The following is a 23,066-nucleotide window of genomic DNA, read 5'->3' as shown; positions in this document are numbered from 1 at the left end:
AATCTTCCTACGTCGGCCGTCACGGAACTCTTGGTTAACGATCGGCGTTCGCCGGCGGCACCTCACTTTGCCCACTATACTCAGCTTTGACGAATGCAAAGGAGGACGTGAAATGAAAAGGATCGCAATCGTTTTGTTTTCAACTTTGGTGCTCGCGCCAGTACACGCGTTCGCTGAGGAAATGAGATCACAAGCCCCGGAAAATGCCGAAGCGTATTTCGTCCAGCCAGACGATGGTGCAACGGTTGAGGGTACCTTCAAGGTCGTGTTTGGTTTGCGGAATATGGAGGTTGCGCCTGCGGGGGTGGAGAAAGAGGGGACGGGACATCACCACCTGCTGATCGATACCGACGTACCGACGGATTTGAGCCAGCCACTTCCCGCCACCGATCAGGTCCGGCATTTCGGCGGCGGGCAAACGGAAACCGAGCTCACGCTGCCGCCCGGCGAGCATACCTTGCAACTGTTGCTGGGTAACCATGTGCATGTGCCGCACAATCCGCCCGTCATGTCCGAGCAGATCACGATTACGGTTGAATGATTGAGCCCGGGGTGAGCTGGTTCCCGGTCAGTTTTGCAGGCGGATATCGTCTTTCCAGCGAAACCCCACGCCACCGGCTTGCCAAACGCCATCCTTATTGAATGGATGGGGGCCTGACATGTTGATGTAGGTTGGCAAGCCGAAGTGAGGTGCTAATTCCCGTTTGGATTTAATCGTGACACGATCCATGATCCGCAGGCCCTGCTCGCCGGCTGGCATATGGGCTTCGGGCGATGCCCGGTGGGCGACGGCCCAGTTGTCGATGAAGAGCAGATCGCCGTTGTCGTAGTGGTAGCGTATCCCGTACCCCTTCTCGAACGAGTCGTTCATCAGATCGTTGTAGTCGTTGAACAGCTCCTTCATTTCGGCGTCGTTCAGCAGCCGGAATTTGTCGGCGGTTGCCGGTTCCTTCTGCAGCTCCTCGATCGAGAGCCCATCCTCCGGCAGCCGCTCGAGAACGGCCCCGGTCATACCCAGGTGAAGCCACACGCTTTTTTTTCCGGAAACCGGGTGGGTGTGGACCACGGGATGGGTCACGCTTGACGCAGAATTGACCGATACCAGGCGCTGCCAGAACGCCTGCTTGTCCGCGGGCAGGGCATCAAAGGCTGCGCCCTGGTGAGCGAAGTGGGTGCCGCCCCCGCGCTCCGGCGCCCGGGCCATGTAATAGGCGGAATGTGAGAAGGTCGCCGCCTCGAAGCTGCCATCGTTGTGCCACTGGGGGCCCACCCCGAGGATTCCATAGCGGCTGTCGTTGGAGCAGCGAAAGATGTGCCGGTTCCTGTCAGGCGTCGCGGGATGGACGCCGTGAGTGGAATGGATTTCGTGCGCCCCCCACCATTTGCTGGCGTTGATCAGTTCATCGGGTGAGAGATCGGTCTGGTGTTTGAAGACGATGAAGCCCCGGTTCGCCATTTCCACTTCCAAAGCCTCGATGACAGGTTTCGGAAGCTCCGAGCGGACATCTGCGCCGTATATCTCAACGCCCAGTGGTTCGAGTTGTTTGAGGGTTAAACCCTCGTTCTCGATCAGGGCAACGCGCTCGGGGTCTAGCGGAGGAAGGGTCGGTGGTGTCCCGTTGGTGTCTTCGGATACGTGTTCCATGATCGTGACTCACCTCGCTGGTCAATTTACACACAGCCTAACGCAGTGAGTGACACAGACAAGGGGGTGATCAACTCAACGCTTTTTCCTGTGCTTCAATCAACGGGCAGGAATGTTCGACGCAACAAGGCGCGCGTGTGAGCCTGCACGGGGCAGGTGAAACGGAGCTGGTCCCTAGCAAACGAGATGCTTCGTCTCCCCGCTTTCCACATCACGGTATTCGATCTTCACGGTCTTGAAGTTCAGATCGACGAACAGGCGGCAGTAATAGTCGCCGTGGCGCCACGCCATGGCGACGCTGGAGTCGTTGGAGTAGTTCAGCTCAAAGTGGCCATCGAAGGCCGGGTAATTGCTGCGGAACTTCATCAGGCTCAGCAGGCGCTGTACTACTGGCTTCTGCATGTCCTGGTCCACTTCCTCGAGGCTGTAATAGTGCCGGTTGATGTCCCGCAGCTCGCCGGTCTTCTCCATCAGTTCCTGATCGTTGCAGCCGGCCAGCAACCCCACGTAATAGACCTGCGGGATGCCGGGGGTGAAGAACTGGATCGCCCGGGCAGCAATGTAGGCGTCGTCGTTCTGCATCAGGGCGTCGTAGAAGGTGCAGGTGAGCTGGTAGATGGCCCCCACGCTATGGATGTTGGCAGCCGAGCGGCGCAGGATCGGGTCGGCACTGCGGGCGTCGATGTTGTCGATCAGGACCCTGATTTTCTCGTCCGGCAACACCCCCTCCACATCCGGTATGCAGATGCCGTCGTGGGTATCCAGCACCGTCACCATGTTGCGCGGGCACATGCGCAGCCAGTTCTTCAGGTACACGCTGTTGGCATCCAGCAGCGAGTAGAGCAGGAGGGGCGGCAGGGCAAATCCATAGGGGTGCATGTTGCGCCGGCTGATGGCGTACTGGTAACTCGTGTGGTCGTGCACCTCCGGCAGGCACTCGGCGCCGTGTTTCAGGGCCACCTCGTTGATCCAGTCCAGGATCCGGTACACCTCGGGCTCCACCAGAAAGCAGCTGGTGCCGATGCGCTTGGTGGTGTAGCCGAAGGCGTCCAGCCTGAGCAGGTTTACGCCTTTGGAGGTCAGAAAGCCGATGTAGCTTTCCATGAGGTTGTAGGCCAGGTCGGACTCGTAATTGAGATCAATCTGCTGTTCCGTGAAGGTGCACCACACCCGGGTCCTGGTGCCATCCGCGAGGGTAACTTCCCGGAACGGTTCCTTCTCTTTGCGGATGTGGATCTTGGCCATGTCGTCCGGGGAGATCTCGCCGAACTTGTCCACGTGCACGAACAGGTCCGCGTACTCGGAATCGAAACCCTTGGCAATGAAGTCCCGGAACTCCGGGGATTCGTCGGAAATATGGTTCACGGTCAGGTCCACGCACAGGTCGTATTTCTGCGTGAACGCCTCGATGTCGTCCCAGGTGCCGAAGGCCGGGTCCACCTCCTTGTGCGTCAGCGGCGAGAAACCGCCGTCCGCGTTGGACGGGAAAAACGGCAGAATGTGCAGCCCTCCGATTGCCTCCGGCAGGTATTTCTCCACCACGGTGTGGAGATCTTTCAGATCCTTGCCAATCCGGTTCGGGTAACAGATCAGCTGCACTGCATTTTTGAGCAGCATGGTTGGACTCCTGGGTCATCACTGCCGGGGATTAGTACCGATCAAGCCGCGCTCTGGCCCAGCGGTACGACTTTCTTTAGCTTGCTGATGCGCCGCTGTTCCACCGCGTCGATGAATTCCTGACCCCAGTATTCGATATCATAGCGGCAGACCGCTTCGAAGGCCTCGCTCAACCGGTTCCTGGCCTCGCCCGGACTCATGGCCAGGGCGTAGTAGCAGGTGTCCGCCAGGTCCTGGGGGTGGTGGGGGTTGGCCAGAATGGCGCCCCGGAGCTCGGCTGCGGCCCCGGCAAACTCGGAGAGCACCAGCACGCCGCAGCCCTTGGTGAGGCCCTGGGTGGCGATGTATTCCTTGGCGACCAGGTTCAGACCATCCCGCAGCGGCGTAATCCACATCACATCCGCCATGGTGTAATAGGCCACCAGTTCCTCGAAGGGCAGTGCCCGGAAGAAGAACTGCACCGGGGTCCAGCCCACCTGGGCAAACTGGCCATTGATGCGGCCCACGGTCTGTTCGATCTGCGAGAGCAGTTCCTCGTAGATGGTCATCCCCTTGGCCGCGGGTACGCACACCATCATCAGGGTGACTTTGGTTTCCAGTTCCGGATTCTCGGTGAGCATCCGCTCGTAGGCGTGCAGCTTTTCCAGAATGCCCTTGGTGAAATCGAGTCGTTCCACGGACAGGATCAGCCGGATATCGGTCAGTTCCTCACGGAGGCTTTCCATGCGGGCTTTGACGTCGTCATCGGCCAGAGCGTTGCGAACACGGCTCAGGTCGAGCCCGACCGGGTGGGCCCCGAGACCAATCTTGCGGTCGTTCACGGTAATCTCGACGCTCATCTCGTCCAGGCCCACGGCACAGCCGTAGGTCAGGAAGCGTGGCGCGCAGCCTGCCTTCGCCGTGACCTCCAGTGGCGTGACGCCCCGCGCCACATCGACGAAGTTCTCGGCCTGCCTCGGAATATGGAACCCGATGTGGTCGCACTGCAGCAGGCTGCCGATGATTTCCCGCCGCCAGGGCAGCACGTTGAACACATCGGCGGACGGGAAGTAGGTGTGGTGGAAAAAGGCGATGGTCACGTCCGGGCGCAGTTCCCGCAGGAAGGCGGGGACCATCCACAGGTTGTAATCGTGAATCCAGACCACGGCGTTTTCCGCGGCTTCCTCGGCGGTGCGTTCGGCAAAGAGCTTGTTGACCTTGAGGAAGACCTGCCAGTGGTCATCCCGGAAGGTGGCCCGCTCCCAGAAGGTGTGCAGGGTCGGCCAGAACGCCTCTTTTGAAAACCGTTTGTAGAAGATGTCGACATCTTCAGCGCTTAACGGCACCCGGGCGGCCACGAGCTTTTCGTAGCGCCCGGTGTCCACCTCGGTGTGGGTCTGGAACGGGCCAAGGTCGGGATCGTCAATGGACCAGGCGACCCAGGACCCTGCCTTGCCGCCGGCAAAGAAACTCAGCAGGGTGGGGATGATGCCGTTCGGCGAGCGCGGCCGGCGCCGGATCAGTTCGCCATTCTCCACCACCTCTTCATAGGGCAGGCGATGGTAAACGATCACCAGGTCCGACTTACCCGAGCGCATGGTGTCCGGGATCTCGGCGTCTATGCCGGCATGACCCAGAAAGCCGAAATGTTCGAAAGCCTCCAGAATCCCGCCACAGCCGTTCGCATCTGCGTGAAACACCCGCGCCTGGTGTTCGGTGGCCTCCAGCAGGCCGCCCTCGGAAGACCCGACACACACACCTTTGAAACTCTGCTGGTACATCGACAGATCGTTCAGGGTATCGCCGGCGACCAGAACCGATTCCGGATCGGCCCCCAGGTGCTCAACCAGCCGGCTCAGGGTGCTGCCCTTGTTGACGCCCCGGGGCAGAATGTCCAGGTACTTGCCCCCGGAGAACAGGACATCGCAGGACAGGGTTTCCACGTGGGCCCGAAGGCCGTCGCTTGCCGCGGCGCTGTCGCAGAAGTAGGACACACGCCTTTCCTGGGGGACCTCCTGGCGCTGCAGGCCCTCGAAGGACGTCAGGGCCGCCTCGACCAATTGTTCTCCGGGCCAGAGTTCGTCGATTTTCCCCTGCAACGGCTGTATTGCCTGTTGGGAGCCGCCGTGGACCACGGTGCAGCCCACGTCGCAGATGATGTAATCGGGTTCCGGAATGGTCGGGTCGGAGAGCAGGGGCAATACCGATTCCAGCCCCCGACCGGTCACGAAGACCAGCTGGATTTCCGGGTGGGCCGCGATCAACTGGTAAAGCCTGAGGCGATGGTCCGGATCACCGGCGAGAAAAGTTCCGTCCAGATCGGTGGCGAGCAGCATGGTGGTGCACTCCTGTCTGAGTATTTCCGTTGGTCCTGAATCTGAGGACTCTGACAGCAGTACTTGCAGGTTTTGTACCGGGCTTCGGCCTTCGGGTGCGGGTTTTGTTCATGAATTGTACAAATAGTGTCCTGAAAACAAGGACGTGTGGCCAGTCCGAAGATGCTGGTTATTTTCAACACAACCGGCCTGTGTGGTGCCATAACAGTGCGGCCATGCAGCCTGTGCGTTATTTCGGGGCTGTTGGGTTGCGCCGCTGGACACTTTATTTATCGTTTTGGGAGTATCCGCCGGTGCGGAAAGCCGCTAACTTTGACTTCAGCGCGCTCATGGAGCAGCAGATGTCGGGCAAGCTATCGCGGATGCCGAGCGCTCCTTCCTTACCATTTTGGCGACCATCAGGCCCCAGTTATGAATGTGGATAAAGCAAAAAAACGCATCGCAAAGCAGGTTAAGAAAGGCTTTCACGGGTATCCGCTGATCTCGCTGGAGTACTTCGGCAAAACGCCGGATACGGCAACGGAAGTCGTTATTTCATTCATTTCGGAAGAAAACGCCGAGCCCGAGAAGCAAACGTTTGCCAGTGACAGGGATGCCCGGGAGGATGAAATGATCCAGTCAACTCTGGTGAAAATTATCGAGCGCGCGGATGCGAAAACCGTGGCAGAGATTGAGGGTGTTTCCCGTCTCGGCTGACAGGGGCCGGTCGAGTGACCGGCCCCTCTCGTTCTTACTCGATCTTAACCCGCTGCCGCCTGGATTTGGTGGACATCGTCACTGCTGAGGGGTTTTCCTCCGATTCCCCATTCCCCCTCGCTGACTTCTTTGATGACTACCCAGGTCAGACCTCGCATGGCTTCGCCCTCAATACCCACCATGGCGTCGGTGACTTTCGCGATCATCTCCTGCTTCTGTGTCTTGTCGAATACGTTCTCGATCAGGTTGATGGTGACTAATGGCATGGTCGTTCTCCTTGCTCTGGTTGAAAGCCTCCCGTGATGGGCGGCGTGTGAAACAACTTGAGATCAGTCTACGGGGTTGCCCCGGACCATACTTGGGGTGAGTGTGGGGAATATGTGGAGAATCTCGGGGTGTTGTCTGCTAATTTTATAAACAGCTAGTCATAGCGGACTCGATCCATGATTTTCAGTTTTTCTGATTTTCAGTTGGACACCCATCAGCTCCAGCTGCGTCGTGCCGGCGTAGCCCAGCCCCTGGAGCCGCTTGTCTTCGATTTGCTGACCTATCTGGTGACTCACCGCGACCGTATCGTCAGCCGGACGGAGCTGCTGGACCAGCTTTGGACGGGCAAGGTTGTCAGCGAATCCGCTCTGAGCAGTGCCGTCAAAGCTGCCCGCCAGGCCCTGGGGGATAACGGGCAGACACAGGGCTTCATTGCCACCTTCAATCGTCGGGGCTATCGCTTTGTGGCCGACATTGATGCCCCCGATCCCCTTGCCCCGGACTCTGAGTCAGATGCCATGCAGCAGAGCGCTGCCGAGGCGCATCAGGAGCTGGCCGCCGCCTGCCTGTTTTCGTCCCGCAATGAACGGGAGAAAGAGCAGCCCGTGCTGGCGGTGCTTCCGTTCTCTCACGGCGTGGGCATTGACCAGACCGCCTGGATTGCGGAAGTGCTCAGTGAAGACATCAGTATTCACCTGGCCCGCATTCCCGGTTTTCTTGTGCTGTCTCGCAATACTGCGTCCCAGTACCACCCGCGGGAAGTGAGCATTCAGCACATCGCAAGAGAGCTGGGGGTGGACTACGTCATTGAAGGCTCGGTGTGGGCCATGGGGGACAATCTGCGGGTCGGGGTCCAGCTCCTGGACGCGGCGAGCGGCAGCATGCTCTGGTCGGACCGGAAACTGATTCCGGCCGAAAGCCTGAACGCGCTGGAAGAGGAGGTGGTGCGCGAGATCGTGAGCCGAATTGAGCCCGAACTCAATCGGGCTGAATTGAGCCAGCTCCGAAAGCGACGCACGGTGGATCTGGGTGCCTGGGCCCTGTATCGCCAGGGGCACGCCATTCTTGGCCAAAAAGGCTGGAGTGAGGAAAGTTTCACCGAAGCTGCCAACCTCCTGCGACAAGCGATCCAGCGGGATCCGGAACTCGCGTTTGCCCACGCCTATCTGGCTCTGATTATCGCCATTGGTCATCTGGTGGGGCTCATCCGTGGGCACGAATGGCTCATTGAGGCCGCCCAGGCAGCTGAAAAAGCCGTGGCTCTGGACGGCCAGGACACCGATGTCCTGGGCTATGCCGGCTGTGCGTTTGCCGATATGGGGGACCTGCAACGGGGCGTCGGCATGTTACGTCGCGCCGTGGAACTGGATCCGAGTAATGCCCAGGCGACGGCCGCACTGGGGGCTGCCATGATTCGCCAGGGCGATGTTCAGGGCATCGATTTTATGCTCCGGGGCATGAAGATCAGCCCGCGTGATAATCGGCGCTCGGCCTGGGGCGCGTTGCTTGCCAGGGGAATGCTCAATTTCGGCCAGATCGACAACGCGATTCGGACCGCCAGTGATGCCTGTCGTTGTGATGACCGGATTTTCCTGCCCAGAGTAGTGCTCGCCATTGCCCACATTCACGACGGCAACATCCCACGGGCAGTCGATGCCTTGAGCGATGCCCGTCGTATCCGGCCGACTCTGGGCCAGAGGGAGATCGCCTGCTTTGCCAGTCGGGCCGAAATGGCGTTATTGCAAAAAGGGGGCTTGCTGGCTGGGCTGCCCACCTAGAGGCACTCGAGGGGTGTCGGCCTTGGTACCTGCCGCCGTGGTATGGTGCAATAAATCTGATTGTTCTTCGGACACTCAAAGCGGTCGCACAGGCTGCCCCAAGGAGACAAACATGGCCGAGGTGATTCTGGAATCCACCCTTACCTGTCCCGAGTGTGGTCATCAGAAAATGGAAGTGATGCCGACAGACGCGTGCCAGTACTTCTACGAGTGCGAGGCCTGCAAGGCATTGCTGAAGCCGAAGGAAGGTGACTGCTGTGTTTTCTGCTCGTACGGCACGGTTGTCTGCCCGCCAATGCAGCAGGGGGTTGGCTGCTGTGACCCGGGCACCCATGCCTCCTGATTAGGGGGATTGGTCAGAGCGGCTTGCGGAGAAGAGGCGCCTCGCATTGTCGGGCTGTCACCCTGTACCGCCAGTCATGTGCTAGCCTTTCAGGACAGACCACCATCCACGACAACACCTTGTGGAAGGGATTCCTCATGTTACTGGGCAGGGCTAACGCACCGGTGCAGTCTGATGCGGCCAGCCAATCGGCGATCACCGTTTGGGTGTTTTTACTGTGGTTGGTGGTGATTCTGGTACCGGTAGCCGGTGCCAAGGCCGAGCCTCACAATGCTCGGGCGCCTGAGTTATCCGCTTTGGCCGACACGTTGAGCGACTGGATCATCGGGCAAACCCGGTTTTCGGAAACCGAGCTGCCGGACATCGAGTTCAAAACCCAGATTGAGCTGGCAGAGCTGAGCTTCCCGGGCTTCTCCCATGACCTTCTGCCCAGTATTCGAGGGGCCTATGATGCCCGATCGGTGGTGATTTACCTGAATACCAGCTTTGATTCCGACAGTCTCCTGGACAACAGTTACCTCCTGCACGAGCTTATGCACCATTTTCAGGTGCAAAACCTGCCTCCCAACCTCAGGGGTTCAAAGCCTGCCATGGAGGCCGAAGCACTCAGGGCGCAGCTGAAGTGGCTTGAGCAAAACGGGGTGCCCGACGGGATGAGGCAACTGGATGTCGATGAGAAAACTCTGCGGATGCTGGAGGCTTCGCCTCGATAATCCCGGGCGGCGTTGCACCGCCCGGGAGTGGTCTATGGATTAGGGCGTTGCCGGTCCGTTGCAGTAAAGCACGTCGGTGGCATCTTCACAGGTCCACTGGAAGATCCACAGCCCGGTGTTGCGGTCAGTGCCCAGGATGTACTGCTCACCGTCCACTTCCGTGACATGAACACCCCAGAAATTGGAGCCGGCGGCTTCGCCGTATTCCTCGCCCGCAATAAAGCGCCCGACTTCGTGCATGTTCCAGGACACGACGCCTTCGCCCTTGCTGTTGTCATGCAGGTGGCCAGGGCGCCACTCCACAGCTCGCATGCCCAGAGAATACCAGCTGATGAAGGTGCGGTCCGGATTTGCCGGATCGATCTCCAGGTTGTGCATGGTCAGGTCGCCGGCGCCTGAGGCCAGTGCCGGATCCGTGGCTTCGGCCGGAGCGTAGTAGCCCATCTCACCGAGGTAATCCACGGTGACGGTCTCGCCGTCCATACCGAGTGGGACCCTGACCTGGGTTGAAGTGTTGTTCAGGGTGTGGAAATAGCCCCAGCCATCAAAGACGGCGCCCAGCGTAGCCACCAATCCCAGTGACGCGGGAGCAGGCAGTGCCGGGTTGGAGCCCTCCCCATCGGGGCAGAGATTCGGGTCGTAGCCATCGATGCCGAGGATCGCAAAGCCCGAGGAACGCGGCACGAACAGCATCGGGATGTTCGCCTCCACCAGCATCGAAACCGACGCTTCGCAGTTGCCAGGTGCTGCCGAGTTGAAGACGATGCCCGCGCTGTAGCCGGCGGCCTCAATGGTCTGGGCTTTCAGGGTAAAGGCACAGGCCCCGCGTTCGATCAGGGCAATGCTTGCGCCCACTTCGGCGGCTGGTGTCAGGGTGTCACCGCAGGCCAGGCCGACAAACGCGGTTTGTTCCGTCAGCTCCGTAATATCCGCGCCCGGTCCGATCTGGGGCACATCGCTGCCCTGACTGGCCCGGTAGGACTCACCATCGGCGGTGATTGCAGTGAACAGGGAATCGAAGTCCTCGTCGCCCGCAAAGATCTTGTCAAAGTTGGGGCCAGCAAAGACAGCTGCGTGGGCGTTGCCTTCCGGCGGGGAGGTACCGTTTACAGGGTCCGGATCTGGATAGGTGGAATCACCCAGAAACACCGGGTTATAGGGATCATTGATGTCGAGCGTGACAAATCCGGCGTCCCAGTAGGAGAGCACCGCCTGCCAATTTTCACCTGGCCCCGGGTCCATGTCGTTGACCCAGATGTCGTGAAGCAACGGGGCGCCGAAGCTACCCATAAACAGCTGGCCGTCGTTGGTGATCTCCGGGTTGGTGGCAAGCCAGGTCTCAATCCCCGTGGTGGTGATCAGCTCGGGCGATTGAGGCTTGGTGATATCGGCGATTTTGAGGTCGTCGAGGGCGACGTCATCGACGATCAGCAGGTAGGTGTTGCCGCTTGCTGTGGTCCACGGAAAAACGTTGTGAACCGGAAAATCGAGAAAGTTCTGTTTCAGTGGGTGGGGTTGCGCCGGATTGGTGACATCCCAGAGGGCGATCCCGGACTGGCCTCGTTGTCTCGTGCCGTTGCCATTGATGAGGCCGCAAGGTTCCAGGGAGTGGATCAGCACATCCCGGTCACCAACCTGGGTCACCTTGACGTCATTGATCCGGGTATCCGGCGGGGATTTGATCATGCCGACCGTGACTGGATTGGCCGGGTCACGGATGTCTGAAATGAAGACACCGGCACGGGTGCAGTCGGGCTCCTGGAAGGTGCCGATATAGGCGTAGCCGTCATGTGCCCAGACGTCTGTATAAAGACCGTTGGAAATGCCAGCGAGCGTATCGCGGCCGATGACTTCGAAACCGTAGTTTACATTGGCCGGAATGTGGCCATCCGGCAGTGGCGAATCGTGTAGTAGGTTCTTGTTGTCGGCTTTACTGCCGTCCGAAACGTGTTGTTCGTCTGCCAATGCGTGAGTCGCAAGTGATGCAGACAGGGCGACCACCGCCAGTGGGCGCCAAGCGCGAGTTATAGCCATGTTGCAATCCCTGTTGGTTAGAGACGTCATCCCTGATCTAACGCGGCTTTCTGGTGGAATCAGTGCAATGACAGTCCCATGGTTTTAATTGTTTTTACTGTGCACCAGGTATTACTCCCAAAATCAATACCCGAAGGAAACATAGCAGGGATTGCTGTGGTGCCTTAGTTGATTTGGTAGCTTCTGGCTTATCGTCAGATTTTTTTGTTCTAAATCGGCGGTTTTAAGATTGTCCAGTATGATTCACCGGAAGTGTTAACCTGCTGATACATAGGCAATTGATCACTTCACCGCGAGGCAGGTTTTCCAGGTGGGGCGTGTAAGCCCCCGGGGATTGCCGGGGGGACTGGTTCACACTTTGCGTGTTTTTCTCACGCTCAGGCCGAGCAGGCCCAGGCTTATCAGTGCCAGCGTGCCCGGTTCGGGCACCGGATTGGACGGATCGCTCGGGTCATTGGGGTTGCTGGCGCTCGAGACGCCATCCAGCCAGACGCTCCAGAAAGGCCCCATGTCGATGTCGTTGGCCGGCTGATCCCAGGATTCCAGGGCAATCGGGGTTTCGCCATCGTAGCTGAAACCATTGCTCAGCATGCCGCCGTTGGCAAAGTTGGCGTAGGTGGCAACGGTAAAGATGTAGTCTCCCGCGCTCAGGCTGGCCAAAGAGAAACCGGAATCAAATCTGGTTTGGGTCGCTGGATTAATGCTGTCGTTGTCGTCATTCTCGTCGATCAGCGTGCCGTCCGCCTGCCATAGTGCGGTGATGGGGTCGAAGTTGGTGCCGGACTGAAAGGAATCGGTCCACACACGCACATCGTTGGCGTCGGTATTGAGGGTGAAGTAGGTGTAGATCACATCATTGTGGTAATCGATTTCGCCGGTGAAATTGATCGGCGCGGCGGTTACCACGTTGGACGCAGCCAGAACGGTCCCGGCTATCAGTGCAGTCATCCTGTGCATAAAAGCTCCCTAGAAAATCTTTCCTTTTTAGATAGTTACGGTGGCTGTCCGGCCACCGCACCGCTGTATAAGCAAATGCTCAGCCGGGGATGGTATAAGCTATCAATATCATGGGGTTAAGGGGTTTTTGGGTGGGGCGGGTACCGGCACAAACTCCGAACCTGTAAAACAGGCTGACGCCTCGAGTAAGGGGTTGGGTGGAATAATCAGTGGTTTCGCGAAGGGGAACGCGAAGAACTATGCTGGACGGTAAACGGCATGGATTCTCTGTTCATGAAAGATAAAACGGTCGTGTTGGCTTACATGGTTGCAGTGTGGGCCAGTGTTTTGGTCGCGTTTTTGCTCTGGCTGTCCCTGGAGGACAAGTTCACTTTTATCAGCCTGATCTTCGTGCTCATCTTCTGGTTTTTCATTAAAACCATTTTTATTTATCTGGCGGCTCTGTTTTTTCACTGAGTTCATTGATTTATCGACGTTAACGCAAACAATCATCAATTCTTATGTAACCTTGAGTGCCAACCACCCGGTTCCGGCCGTCCATCTTGGCCTGGTACATCGCCCCATCCGCCAGCATGAGAAGGTCCTCGATGGTGGCCTCGCCCTCGGTGAAGGCCAGACCGATGCTGGCGGTGAGCATCAGGGGCTTGTCACCCGTGAGGATCTCGATACCGGCAATGTCGTTGCGCAGGCGCTCTGCGAGGGCATGGGCAGAGTCCCTCGGTTCTTCCACGAGGAGCGCGAACTCTTCGCCACCCAGTCGCCCAAACACGTCGGTTGCCCGGATGCTCTGGCGGATGGTGTCGGTGAACTGGCACAAGACCGCGTCGCCAGTGCTGTGGCCGCATGTGTCGTTGATGCGCTTGAAATGGTCGAGATCAATCATGAACAGGCAGGAGGCCTTTTGTTTCCGCTGCGCCAGCTTGAGCCGGAGCGATGCATCGTGCAGGAAGCTCCGGCGGTTGAGGATGCCGGTCAGGGGATCGGTACGGGCTTCCAGCTCGGCTGCCCGTTTGGCCTGTTCCAGTTCCCGGGTACGAACCCGCACCTCCGCTTCCAGCCTGGATTTTGAAAGCTCCAGGTGCTCCCGGTACTGGCGCTCGGTGCTTTTCTTGTCCTGGTATACCCGGCGCATCTGAAACCCCATGGCAAACATGATGGTGAGCATTTCCGAGAAGGAGGCTACGGGCGGCCAGTAATAATTGAACAGGGTGTGCTCCACCAGCCCGAGGTCCCGGAACGCCTGCATAAACAGCCCCATGACCAGGAAACTCCAGGCCAGGGAAAAGAAGGCGGCTTCGGTCTGGCCCTGGCGCCAACGGACCAGGCCGGCCACGATAACCACCGGATACAGCAGCAGCGCCAGGGTAATGGTGACCAGGGCAAGGATTTTGATCTGGAACACCGCGGCAACCAGAAGCAGGCCGGCGTTGGCGGTCATGAACAGAATGACGTAGTCGAGGCGGCGGGTGTACTGGCGGGTTTGCAGGAACATCCGGGCAAACGTCAGCCCCAGCAGGATGGTCAGTGCGCCGCTGCTCGACATCAGGCTCCAGTGGAACTGATCGCGCAGGAAAAACTGGTGGGTGTAGCCAAGAATCGTAGCCCAGCAGCTGATTTTCGAAAGGGCGTAGAGCGAGTAAACAAAGAACAGCACCTTTCCGCTGACCACCCCGGCGATCAGGGCAAATATGGCCATCAGGAAGAAACCGCCGAACAGGAAACCGACCAGGGTGGTCTCCCGCAACTGCTGGGCCTCAAGCTGTTCCGGTGACCAGATGCGCATGCTGGGAAAGGCGTACCCGCTTTCTCTGGAGCCGAAGCGAATCAGTACTTCCCGGGTTTCATTGCCCGCCAGGGTGACGGGGACGACAAACCGGTTGTGTTCAACCAAACGGTGGGAGAACGGCCGTTCCATGGAGAGGCTGGCCACCCCTGTGAAGTCGCCGTCCCCGAGGGGCCGACTGAACGCGTCCAGCTGGATGAGCTGGTGGTCCACGTATTCCAGATGCAGTGTCAGGGCCCGGGGCAAGGGGTTCCGGAGCTGGAAGTGGCTCCAGTAGGCCCCGGTTTTCAGGCCGGTGGAGCCCGCACTCGCCAGTGGGCCGAATTCACCCGCTTCCAGGGCCAACAGCACCTGCTCAAGGTCTAGATCGCCCCGGCTGTCGTGCAACACCCGGGCGTGGCCGGTTTTCTGGTCTCCCCGCTCGTTCTCTCCCACTGTGATCGGCGTATTGGCAAACACGGTCGCGGACAGCCAGAAAAGCAGGAGTAGGAGAATGGCCCGGAGGGTGAAGGAGGGTTGACTGGTCATGGTGGTCACTACTGGAAGCCCGGTAAAAGAATAAACGGGGGGGTGGGCTGTGTCTACGGCAGTCTGGTTGGGCGGAATCGGCGTCGCGTCCGGTACTCAGGTACTCAGGCACTGCAGCGAATTGGCCTGGCCAGCGTTGGCGGCTCAAGAGTGAAAAATGGGCAGCCTCAATTGGTCAGTATTCTGGAATAAGCCCTGGTTCTGACCGGGGCTTCGTTGTGCTCCGCCAGCCAGTTCTTGAGCTCCTTTACCGGCAGGGGATGGCAGAGCCAGAAGCCCTGCAGTTTGTCGCAGCCCATCTCCCGCAGCAGGTGCGCGGTTTCCTCGTTTTCGACGCCTTCCGCAATCACCCTGTAACCCAGACCGTGCACCATATTGATCGCCGTTTCGACAATCACCCGGGAGCTTTCGCTGGCACAGATGTCGGTGATCAGTGAGCGGTCCAGTTTGATTTCCGACGCGGGCAGCCGTTTCAGGTACGACAGCGACGAATAGCCGCTGCCGAAGTCATCGATGGAGACCCGGAGCCCGGTATCGGCCAGGGCCTTGAGTGCCCGCAAGCCTTTTTCCGGGTCTTCCATGGCCGCGGTTTCGGTGAGTTCCAGGGTGAGGCGTTCGGCATCAACAGTGTGTTGGGCCAGCACGGAAGAGAGCCGCTCGCCCAGCTCCCGCGATGCCAGGTCCCGGGTCGAGATGTTGATCGACAGTGTCAGGGAGGGGTGCTCCCTGAGCAGGCCGGCCAGGTCCCGGATGCCTTCGCCGATTGCCCAGTGGGTCAGTTGCCTGATAACCCCGGTTTCTTCGGCAAGCGGCACAAAATCCGACGGGCAGACCCACCCCCGCTCGGGATGATGCCAGCGAATCAGGGCTTCCAGACCGACGATCTCACCACTGTTCAGGCACACCTTGGGTTGGTAGTAGAGCTCGGTCTGATTGTTCTGGAGTGCCTCCCGGAGGTCCGACATCAGGGTCAGCCGGCTTTCGCTGTAGATGTCAAAAGCCGGGGAATACAGGCCGGTGGCGAACGGACCCCGGGGTGCGATCTCCATGCCAACGTGGGCATTCCGGATAAGCTGGGCCGCGTTTTCGCCCTGGGCCGGGAAACTGGCGGCCCCGAATTTCGGGTGCAGCTCAATGGCCAGATTGTCCTGCAGGATAGGCTCGGACAGCAGCCCGAGCGCCTCGTTCAGCCCCGCAAAGTTGTCCGTCGCCTTGTCGGCGTTGACCAGGATCCCGAAGCAGTCGCCGGACAACTGGTAGACGCATTCCTCCCGGCCCTGATCATCCTGGGTGCCGAGCACAACCGGCAGCTGACCCGCCAGCATGGTCATTTGCCCGGCCAGACGCCGGAGTAAGCGTTCGCTGCGACTCAGGCCCAGGGTTCGGTTGATTTCATCCAGCCGGGTAATCCGCGCCACGCCGACCATGTACTGGCCGCTCGGGTCCCGCTCCAGTTGCTGGTTGACCATCCATTCGAACCGGTTCCGGTTCGGCAGGCCCGTAACCGGGTCATGGGTCATGGCCTCGTTCAGTTTGTTCCGGGCCTCGTTGCGGGCAATTTCTTTTCGCAGGCTGTCCGCCTGGGCTTTGATCTTCTCTTCCCGTTCACGGTACAGGCGATCCGCCAGTGCCAGGGTCAGAATGAAGGCCTCGAGGCCGGACCCGATCTGCATGGCGTACTCGGTCATGAAGTTGACCGGGAAAAACCCCAGCGCCCGGCCAGCGGTGGCCAGCACGCCCACGGTCAGCGGGGTCCAGGCGAGGGTAAAGAAGGCGCCGGCCCGAACGCCCGCGGCCCAGGTAATGGGACCGGCCACGAACAGCAGCGAGAAGAAGACCAGTGCCGAGATGGCAGAGAGCTTCATGGCGCTGTTGTAGTCCAGCACCATGGCACAGGCGAAGTTGACGATTTCAAAGCAGATCATCGCCCGCATGGCCAGATCAAGGCGGGGGCTGTGGGACCGGATCTTCAGGAAGGTGCGGCAGAACAGCACCGAGAACAGGGCCAGGATCGGCATCGAGGCCAGCAAGGCCCGGGCATGCAGCCACGGGACGTCGGGATACAGCAGCTGGAAGCTGTAGCCCTTGCTGGACGCAAAAAACAGCAGGTAGCCGGAAATGGCCAGCGCGTAATACAGATACAGGCGCTCCCGCAGGGTCAGGAACACCGCCAGGTTGATCAGGATGATGACGGTGAGGCAGCCGTAATAGAAGAAATGCAGCTTCTGCTCGTTGGAGGCGGCGCCAAAGAACTGGTTTTCTCGCCAGATCCGCAGCGGCAGAATCATCGGGCCTGCGGTTTCGGCCCGGACATACAGGGTCTTTGTCTGCTCCGGGGCCAGCGCGAACCGCAGCAACATGTTGGGGTGTTCAACTTCCCTCGGATAAAATGGGCGGGTATCGCCGGTTCTGAATTCGTGGACCTTTTCGGTACCCGAGAATACGTGAAAGATCACGTCGTCCAGTTGCGAGTACGCGAGCTCGGCAATCAGGTTCAGCGTGTCTGGGGTCTGGTTAGTGACGGCAAACCGAAGCCAGTAGGTGGAGGGCGTCATGCCAAAGGTGGCGCTGCCGGAGGGCTTGGCCTGCCATTGGGTGTCGGGCAAACCGACGACCTGCTCGAGATCGGCTTGGCCCTCGGGGTCCTCCCAGTAATCGAAGTGGCTCTGGATGGGTGCGGCCCCGGCCACGACAATGGGTCGTGTTTCCGCCTGAACGGCGTTCCAGGCCAATAAACACATCACCGCTAAACTGAAGCGCAACGTTCTCGATAGGATCACGATCAACCAACCATCTTTTCGGTCGTGGAGTCTAATTGTTGTTGTAAGCATTGATCAATATTTAATCCTATCGTCCAGGGTCGTCCAGACTGAACAGATTTCATGTAGAAAAATGTGTACAGATTTCTAACAGGCTGATTCTGAGTGCAATCTTCCGGCAAACGCGCCCCGGCGACCCCTGGAGTGGGTGGCGAGGTGCTGACGATTGGCGAGGGGGGTGGTCGTTTCCTGTGCTATACCTTTAAGAGGTCCTGTCCAGCGCGCGCAATGCGGCTGTCAGGTAAGGTGTTATGCTCAGGGAATAGGCTGCGCCTGTGGGTTTTTATGGAAAACGACTCTGCTGACCGCTCGCAACCGCCCGGCGGTGAATGGCTACTGGGCGGCGGTGAGATGGGTGAGCTGGTGCGGTCCATGGATTGGTCCAGGACCCCGCTCGGCCCCAGAGAAAACTGGCCGCACATTATGCGGTCGGTGGTGAATCTTTGCCTCAATACCAGCTTTCCGATCAACGTGGTCTGGGGGCCTCACCGCGTTCAGATTTATAACGACAGTTACCGGGCCTTCTGCGGCGACAAGCATCCAGAGTCCATGGGGCAGGACTTCCGCGAGATGTGGGACTCAATCTGGCACCTTGTGGATGACGCGTTTGAAATGGCCACCAGTGGCGAGCCTTCGCGCCTCGTCAACCGGCGCGTGTTTCTGGACCGGGCCGGCTATCTGGAAGAGGCTTTCTTCACCTCGAATTTCAGCCCGATTTTCGACGACGACGGCACCGTGGCCGGTGTTTTTCATCCGGTGACGGAGCTTACCCAGCAGGTCCTGGGTGAGCGGCGTTTGCGGGTGGTGCAATCGGTTACGGATCTGTTTTTCGACGCTACCACCCTGGAAAGCGCGATCAACAAGGCCATCAATGCGCTGAAAGGTCACAAGCTTGAAGTGCCGTTTGCCCTGTTTTACCTCATCGACCCCTCCGGTCGTGAGGCCTACCTGCGGGCTGAAACCGGGTTGGAAGCCGCCAGCAGTGACGTGCGGGTTCCGGCCATCGATCTTCGCAACAACCTTTCAATCTGGCCCGTCGATGAGGTTCTGGTTTCAGGCGACAGCATGGAATTAACCGACCTGCACAAGCGGGCGCTGATTGCTGGCTCACCCTATGATGAGCCGGTGCAGGAGGCCATTCTGATGCCGATAACGGTGGCCGAGGGCGATGTCCCGAACGCGGTACTGATTGCTGGCGTCAGCGCCCGCCGACGATTGGACACGGCGTACCGGAATTTCTTCGACATGCTGCGCTACACCGTTGAGAAAGAATTGTCCCACGCGCTTTCCTATGAGCGTGTGCGTCTTCAGACTGAGGCGCTGGAGGAGCTGGATCGCGTAAAAACCACCTTCTTCACGCACATCAGCCACGAATTGCGCACGCCCCTGACGTTACTGCTCGGGCCCGTGTCGGAAACGCTCAAAGCCCGGGGGCGCAGTCTGAACAAGGGGGATCGTCGTCGCCTTGAAATTGTGCATCGAAATGCCCTTCGGTTGATGAAGCTGGTGAATTCGTTACTGGACTTTGCCCAGATCGAAGCTGGCCGCGCCCAGCCCAGCTACGCCCCCGTCGACCTTCCCAGAGTTACCCGCGAGATCGCAAGCATGTTCGAATCTGCGTTCGAGATGGCCGGTGTCGAGTTTGACATTGACTGCCCTGACGCGCCGGAACCGGCGTACGTGGATATCGGCATGTGGGAGAAGATTGTTCTCAATCTGCTGTCCAATGCCTTCAAGTTCACACTTCGTGGCCGTGTGACGCTTCGATTGGTTTGGCAGGCGGACCATATTGAGTTGACGGTGGAGGATACCGGTATCGGCATTGCCGAGAATGAGCTGCCCAAAATTTTCGAGCGGTTCCACCGGGCACCAAACGTTGCCAGCAGAACCTACGGGGGCAGCGGAATTGGCCTTGCGCTGGTCAGGGAGTTGGTGAACCTGCATACCGGTACCATTACCGCGGACAGCACGCCGGATCGGGGGTCCCGATTTACCGTCAGCGTTCCGCGGGGAAAAGCCCATCTGCCCGAAGATCAGGTGACCGGCGCACTGCCCTATGACGCAAGCCTGGCCGGCCAGGCCTACATCGCTGAAGCTATGCAGTGGTTAGGAATTGACGTAACGCCGGCTTCAAAATCGCGGGAATACGATGGCGAGGCGACGAGCGCCCGTGTGCTTGTCGTCGACGATACCGCCGATATGCGTCGGTACCTTTACGATATCCTCTCCCCCTACTGTCAGGTAGAAACCCTGGCGAACGGTGAGCAGGCGTTGGAGGCGATCCGAACAGACCCGCCTGACCTTCTCATCAGTGATCTCATGCTTCCTAAAATGAACGGATTTGAGCTCCTTGAGGCGATTCGGGCATCCGAGACCACGACTCGATTGCCGGTCATCCTGCTGTCTGCCCAAGCTGATGAGAACGCTCGGGTGAGAGGCCTGAGCTCCGGTGCTGACGATTATCTGGTCAAACCTTTCTCCGTCGCGGAGCTGATCGCCCGGGTCCAGCTGCGATTGAGCTCCGGGCGTTCACGCAGGCTGGCCGTTGAGAAGGCGCAGCATGACGATCTGACGGATCTCCCCAACCGCACGCTGATCTACGAGTTTGAGGAGCGACTGATTGCTGGCGCAGAGCGGGCGCACTCGCACATGGCGGTGCTGTTCATCGACATGGATCGCTTCAAACCGATCAACGATGAACACGGGCATGCGATAGGTGACGCCGTGCTTGCCGAAGTCGCCCGCAGGCTCAGGGAGGGGGTACGCGAAGAGGATTCCGTAGGCCGTATCGGCGGCGATGAATTCCTGGCTGCGCTGTCCCATCTCCAGTCTCCTTCCGATGCGGCGAAGGTTGCCCGGCACCTGGTTAAAGTCCTGTCCCGGCCTTACCGGGTGGACGGCCTGGTACTGCACACCACACCGAGCATTGGCATTGCGCTTTACCCCGAGGATGGCAAAACCCCCGATCAATTGACCCGTGCAGCTGACCAGGCCATGTATCTGGCCAAGCTTGCGGGTCCCGGGCAGATTCAGTTTTGTGAGAAGCAGGCCAATCAACACGAGCAGCAGGTCCGGCGAATCGAGCATCGCTTCAAGGGCGCGTTTTCGAGAGGCGAGTTCGAGCTCCATTACCAGCCTGTGGTCGATCTTCAGAACGGGCAACTGACCGGTGTCGAGGCGCTTATCCGCTGGCCGGGCAGCAGCTTCGGGCCGAAAGATTTTCTCCCGGTTGCCGAGCAATGCGGCCTGATGGAAAAGCTCGGAGACTGGATAATCAACGAGGCCTGCCACCAGTTGAGGGTGTGGGGGGATGAGGGCATGCCGCCGATTACGCTGTCCATTAATGTCTCTCCCATGCAATGCCGGCAGGCTCAGTTGGTGCGCCGATTGATGCGGTCGGCTGCCGAAAACGGGCTGCCCCCAAGCTCACTGCAGATTGAGATCTCGGCGTGCGATCTGTTCAAGGGCGACGACACGGACATTTTGCAGCTATTCAAAAAGCTCCGGTCGGTGGGTTTCAAACTGGCGCTTGATCACTTTGGCAGGGAAGAGTCCAACCTCAACCACCTGGTGGAACTGGCGCCGGATACCCTCAAGATGGACCAGAAATTCAGTAAATCGAACGCCAGTGATGCGGTTCAGCTGGCCGTGGTAAACGGCATCGTGTCGATGGGGTTAACGCTGGGCTTTCAGGTGGTTGCCGAGGGGATTGAGAACGCCGGAATACTGACCACGCTGCAATCAGCTGGCTGCCGGGACTTCCAGGGGTTTCATATCTGCCCGCCCCTGGCTGCAAATGAATTCACGCACTGGTATCACGACTGGAAGGCCAGCTAGGTTGGTGCAGGCGAAAACTGCCTGCTATTTCCAGTCGTCCTCCGCTTTTTCCCTGGCTTCCAGCTCTGCCTTCCGTTTGCGTATTTTGTCCATCTTCTCGTCGGAGATGTGCATGCTGTTGGCGGAATTGCGCAGGATCATCAGGCCACCGACAATCAGGGCCAGGGCGAGGATGACGAATACCCATCCGATGGTTGGCATAAACGAGACTCTCTGTGCGGGTGTTTATCTATAATGCCCCCCCGGGTAGGGTATCGTCTATGACACCTGAACAATGGCAGACCGTTCTCGATACCATCCCCGACGTTCGTGACGGACTGACCCGCACCGAACGCCTGATTCTCTACGTGATCCACGAAACCCAGCGCGAGCTGCAGGGGCGCAATGTGCCAACGGCCATGCTCTACGGCCGGGTGCTGGAATACGTCGATATGAGCGAGGCCGAGCTGCACGCTTACCTCGACCGCCTGGGCGTGAAAGGCGATGGCTACTCCAATCCCGTCAATCACCGGTAAATAGCGGCGCCGCGGGCACGGGCGGACTATGCTCAGAGGATGCAGGAACAGCCAGGGAAGGGAGGCGTGTCATGCGAATCGAGAGCATTGCGGTCTACACCGCCGACTTGCCTTACACGGGCAAGGCGTATGCTTTTGCGGGCGGGCGGTCGCACCAGATATTCACCAGCACGGTCGTGGTGCTGACCACCAACTCGGGGCTGGCGGGCTATGGTGAGGTCTGCCCCTGTGGGCCGAACTACATGGCTGCCTTCGCAGAGGGCCTGCCCTCCTGTCTGTCGGTGCTGGCACCCAGTGTGATCGGTGGCGACCCCCGCCACATCAACTGTATCCATGAAAGCATGGACCAGGCGCTGACGGGCCATGCGGTGGCCAAGGCGGCCATAGATATTGCCTGCTGGGACCTGTTGGGCAAGTCGGCGCGACTGCCCGTCTACACCCTTTTGGGCGGCCTGATTACCCCGTCGATGCCTCTGCACCGGATCGTGCCCCTGGCGGAACCGGCGGAAATGGAAGCGTCCCTGGGGCGATACCGTTCGGAGGGCTTCCGGCACATCCAGATCAAGCTTGGCCACCGTGTTGACGAGGACATTGAGCTGATGCAGACCCTGGCCAGAAAGAAGCAGCCGGATGAAATCTGGGTCGGTGACATGAACGGCGCCTGGCGACGAGACCAGGCCCTGCGTTTCTCACGGGCGGTGGAGGATCTGGACCTCTATCTGGAACAGCCCTGCCGCGGTTACGAGGAATGCCTGTCGGTGCGACGCCGGTGCCGGCACCCGGTGAAGCTGGATGAAAGCCTGAACTGCCTGGCCGATGTCCAGCGCGCCATCCGGGATGACGCGATGGATGCCATGGCACTGAAAGTGAGCAAGTTTGGCGGACTGACACCGGCGCGGGTGATTCGCGACGTCTGCGTGGATGCCGGCATTGCCATGACCATTGAGGACGCCTGGGGCAGCGGCATTGCCACCGCGGCGTATGCCCATCTGGCGGCCAGCACACCGTCCAGAGTCCTGCTGAACACCACCGATCTGCACAACTACAACACGGTGCAGCTGGCGGACGGCGCGCCCGAGGTGTCCGCCGGGCGGATGACCCTGAGCGACCGGCCAGGTTTGGGGGTTACGCCGGATTTCAAAACCCTGACTCTGCACGACGTCTATGAGTGACTGGCGGATCAGTTGTTGCTGTCTTTGAGGGGGTATTCGGGGAGTCT

The 23,066-nt window shown here is 59.3% G+C and carries 18 protein-coding genes; 9 read left to right on the top strand and 9 right to left on the bottom strand.

Annotated features, from left to right (window positions below; genetic code table 11):
* Window positions 1-112 precede the first annotated feature (112 nt).
* Complete coding sequence (locus tag K0B93_RS11830) at window positions 113-541, top strand: DUF4399 domain-containing protein (RefSeq protein ID WP_219867403.1); 429 nt, start codon at window positions 113-115, stop codon at window positions 539-541.
* A 27-nt stretch (window positions 542-568) separates the two neighbouring features.
* On the opposite strand, the gene K0B93_RS11825 is transcribed toward K0B93_RS11830, so the two are convergent.
* The 3 genes from K0B93_RS11825 to ggpS all read right to left on the bottom strand — a co-directional run bounded on the left by K0B93_RS11825 (window position 569) and on the right by ggpS (window position 5,577).
* Window positions 569-1,645: a TauD/TfdA dioxygenase family protein gene (locus tag K0B93_RS11825; protein ID WP_219867402.1), complete on the bottom strand. Its 1,077-nt coding sequence runs from the start codon at window positions 1,643-1,645 to the stop codon at window positions 569-571.
* A gap of 174 nt (window positions 1,646-1,819) precedes the next feature.
* Entirely contained in the window at window positions 1,820-3,262 is a 1,443-nt protein-coding gene (gene gtfA / locus K0B93_RS11820; RefSeq protein WP_219867401.1) for a sucrose phosphorylase, read from the bottom strand.
* A gap of 41 nt (window positions 3,263-3,303) precedes the next feature.
* Window positions 3,304-5,577: a glucosylglycerol-phosphate synthase gene (ggpS, locus tag K0B93_RS11815; protein ID WP_219867400.1), complete on the bottom strand. Its 2,274-nt coding sequence runs from the start codon at window positions 5,575-5,577 to the stop codon at window positions 3,304-3,306.
* A 411-nt stretch (window positions 5,578-5,988) separates the two neighbouring features.
* On the opposite strand from ggpS, the gene K0B93_RS11810 reads away from it, so the two are divergent.
* A complete protein-coding gene (locus K0B93_RS11810; RefSeq protein WP_219867399.1) occupies window positions 5,989-6,273 on the top strand; it encodes a hypothetical protein in 285 nt (94 codons plus the stop codon).
* A 44-nt stretch (window positions 6,274-6,317) separates the two neighbouring features.
* Here the strand turns inward: K0B93_RS11810 and K0B93_RS11805 are convergent, their stop codons facing one another.
* Window positions 6,318-6,539: a tautomerase family protein gene (locus tag K0B93_RS11805; protein WP_219867398.1), complete on the bottom strand. Its 222-nt coding sequence runs from the start codon at window positions 6,537-6,539 to the stop codon at window positions 6,318-6,320.
* A 177-nt stretch (window positions 6,540-6,716) separates the two neighbouring features.
* Between K0B93_RS11805 and K0B93_RS11800 the strand changes: the two genes are divergently transcribed.
* From K0B93_RS11800 to K0B93_RS11790, 3 genes are all read left to right on the top strand, one after another.
* Window positions 6,717-8,318 (top strand): winged helix-turn-helix domain-containing protein, encoded by a 1,602-nt coding sequence (locus K0B93_RS11800; RefSeq protein ID WP_219867397.1) that lies wholly within the window; start codon window positions 6,717-6,719, stop codon window positions 8,316-8,318.
* Window positions 8,319-8,430: 112 nt separating this feature from the next.
* Window positions 8,431-8,661, top strand: coding sequence for a GDCCVxC domain-containing (seleno)protein (locus tag K0B93_RS11795; protein WP_219867396.1), 231 nt, complete (start codon window positions 8,431-8,433; stop codon window positions 8,659-8,661).
* Between the two features lie 137 nt (window positions 8,662-8,798).
* Complete coding sequence (locus tag K0B93_RS11790) at window positions 8,799-9,374, top strand: DUF6647 family protein (protein ID WP_219867395.1); 576 nt, start codon at window positions 8,799-8,801, stop codon at window positions 9,372-9,374.
* 39 nt (window positions 9,375-9,413) lie between these two features.
* On the opposite strand, the gene K0B93_RS11785 is transcribed toward K0B93_RS11790, so the two are convergent.
* Window positions 9,414-11,408, bottom strand: coding sequence for a PA domain-containing protein (locus K0B93_RS11785; RefSeq protein WP_219867394.1), 1,995 nt, complete (start codon window positions 11,406-11,408; stop codon window positions 9,414-9,416).
* 351 nt (window positions 11,409-11,759) lie between these two features.
* A complete protein-coding gene (locus tag K0B93_RS11780) occupies window positions 11,760-12,365 on the bottom strand; it encodes a DVUA0089 family protein (protein ID WP_228743361.1) in 606 nt (201 codons plus the stop codon).
* A gap of 273 nt (window positions 12,366-12,638) precedes the next feature.
* Here K0B93_RS11780 and K0B93_RS11775 point away from each other — a divergent pair, with 273 nt between their 5' ends.
* Window positions 12,639-12,821 (top strand): hypothetical protein, encoded by a 183-nt coding sequence (locus K0B93_RS11775; RefSeq protein ID WP_219867393.1) that lies wholly within the window; start codon window positions 12,639-12,641, stop codon window positions 12,819-12,821.
* A 19-nt stretch (window positions 12,822-12,840) separates the two neighbouring features.
* Here K0B93_RS11775 and K0B93_RS11770 read toward each other — a convergent pair whose 3' ends face one another.
* Complete coding sequence (locus tag K0B93_RS11770; protein ID WP_219867392.1) at window positions 12,841-14,676, bottom strand: sensor domain-containing diguanylate cyclase; 1,836 nt, start codon at window positions 14,674-14,676, stop codon at window positions 12,841-12,843.
* Between the two features lie 167 nt (window positions 14,677-14,843).
* Window positions 14,844-17,417, bottom strand: a complete 2,574-nt coding sequence (locus K0B93_RS11765; RefSeq protein ID WP_219868106.1) for an EAL domain-containing protein — start codon at window positions 17,415-17,417, stop codon at window positions 14,844-14,846.
* A gap of 363 nt (window positions 17,418-17,780) precedes the next feature.
* On the opposite strand from K0B93_RS11765, the gene K0B93_RS11760 reads away from it, so the two are divergent.
* The gene (locus K0B93_RS11760) at window positions 17,781-21,332 is read left to right on the top strand and encodes an EAL domain-containing protein (RefSeq protein WP_219867391.1); all 3,552 of its coding nucleotides are present in this window, start codon (window positions 17,781-17,783) and stop codon (window positions 21,330-21,332) included.
* 24 nt (window positions 21,333-21,356) lie between these two features.
* Here the strand turns inward: K0B93_RS11760 and K0B93_RS11755 are convergent, their stop codons facing one another.
* Window positions 21,357-21,533, bottom strand: a complete 177-nt coding sequence (locus K0B93_RS11755; protein ID WP_219867390.1) for a DUF2897 family protein — start codon at window positions 21,531-21,533, stop codon at window positions 21,357-21,359.
* Window positions 21,534-21,592: 59 nt separating this feature from the next.
* Here K0B93_RS11755 and K0B93_RS11750 point away from each other — a divergent pair, with 59 nt between their 5' ends.
* Both K0B93_RS11750 and K0B93_RS11745 read left to right on the top strand, forming a co-directional pair.
* A complete protein-coding gene (locus K0B93_RS11750) occupies window positions 21,593-21,847 on the top strand; it encodes a hypothetical protein (protein WP_219867389.1) in 255 nt (84 codons plus the stop codon).
* A gap of 71 nt (window positions 21,848-21,918) precedes the next feature.
* Entirely contained in the window at window positions 21,919-23,019 is a 1,101-nt protein-coding gene (locus tag K0B93_RS11745; RefSeq protein ID WP_219867388.1) for a mandelate racemase/muconate lactonizing enzyme family protein, read from the top strand.
* The last annotated feature ends 47 nt before the right edge of the window (window positions 23,020-23,066 follow it).

Source organism: Marinobacter sp. F4218, assembly GCF_019443085.1.
Taxonomy (GTDB): Bacteria; Pseudomonadota; Gammaproteobacteria; order Pseudomonadales; family Oleiphilaceae; genus Marinobacter; species Marinobacter albus.
This window is presented reverse-complemented; position numbering and strand designations above follow the sequence as displayed.